At 62.5% G+C, this 1,377-nt stretch carries 1 protein-coding gene; it reads left to right on the top strand.

The genetic code is table 11. The annotated features are described in order from the left end of the window. Nucleotides 1-112: 112 nt before the first annotated feature. A partial coding sequence (locus EOA29_RS36565) for a relaxase/mobilization nuclease domain-containing protein (protein ID WP_145970053.1) occupies nucleotides 113-1,377 on the top strand: 1,265 nt, incomplete at its 3' end.

Here is a 1,377-nt window from a genome sequence, read left to right as displayed (position 1 = left end):
GCCGGAAGAGGAGGAGGAAGACCGGAAGCGGCGCGGCGGCGGGGGCGGCCGTGGTGCTGGTCGCCCGAGCGGTACAGGCCGAGCGGCGAGGGCGGGCTATCAGGCGCGGGCCGTGGCGGCACGGGCAGGCTATGCGGCGGGTGCGCAGCCTGCTGTGTTCAAGGTCATGCCCAAACCGCCATCGACCAAGGAAGCCGCCGCTCGACTGCTCAATTACATTGGGAAGCGCGAAGACGAAAAAGGCGAGAAACACGACATCGAGATTTTTGACGAGGATGGACAGGTCCTTTCGACAGGCGGCGCGCGAAAGGCGTTCCTGGAAACATTTTGCGAGACGTTCGAACCGCCCTTGGAAAATACCAATTTTCTGGAGGTTCGTTTCGAGCTCGCCGGCCAGGTCACCGATGCCGCCTTGAGCGAGGCGCTGAAGAAGGCATTCGGTTCGAAACCGTTCATTTATGCGCAGGACGGACAGACGGTGCGGGTCTACGCGCACACCGAGGAGCGGTCAGGACCGCTCGCCAAGGTGCTGGCCGGCGGTCGGGAGAATTCGCGCAGCAAGGCGCTCGACAAAATCGAGGCGCGCTTGTCTGAAGCGATGGGCGGGGCGGGGGTGGTAGCCAAGGCAGAGCTGACGGCGGCCGTGAGCCGTGAACCCAAAGCGAAATATTTCCTGCAGAAGTTCATCCGCACCCACAGCCAGGTTCGCCACGCAAATGGCGAGCCTGTGCCCGGGGTGAAGAATTCCAGCAAGGCGGCGGCTTCGGTCTATGAACAATGGCGCCCGCAGTTTTCGGCACGTGAACGCCGCAATGCTTATCACCTGCTTTTCTCGGCAAAGGCCGGCACCGATGCCAACGCCGTCATGACCGCGGCGCGCGCCGTGCTCGAGGAGCGAGCGCCAGGATACAGGTTCGTCCTGGCGCATCACAAGGACACCAAGCACGTCCATATCCATGCCATGGTGCAAGCACGGTCAGCCGACGGTGAGCGCCTGAAATTTTACAAGCCAGATCTGGTCGCCTGGCGCGAGACCTTTGCGGAAAAAGCACGCGAGAACGGCATTGCGATGGTAGCGACGCGGCGCATGGATCATGCGATGACACGGCCATTCACCAAGGAGCATGCCGGAGCCTATCGCCGCGCCCAGAGCGATCCGCGCTACCAGGTCAGCGCCAGGACGATCGAGCGAGTGGAGGCCAAGCGGCAAGGCCGTTTGGATGGGCAATCCCTTGTCGTTAACGGCGATGCAATCGCTGCCGCATGGCAAAAGACTGTGACGACGATGCGGACCGCGGGCGTGATCGGTCAGGCTCTCACGGCAGCGGAGTCGATCGGCAATAATTTTCTGAAGTTCCATCGCGATCGGACAGGGGA

Origin of the sequence: Mesorhizobium sp. M1E.F.Ca.ET.063.01.1.1 (genome assembly GCF_003998155.1) — a bacterium.
Taxonomy (GTDB): domain Bacteria; phylum Pseudomonadota; class Alphaproteobacteria; order Rhizobiales; family Rhizobiaceae; genus Mesorhizobium.
The sequence above is the reverse complement of the archived record's forward strand: the minus strand, read 5'-3'. Positions and strand labels throughout refer to the sequence as shown.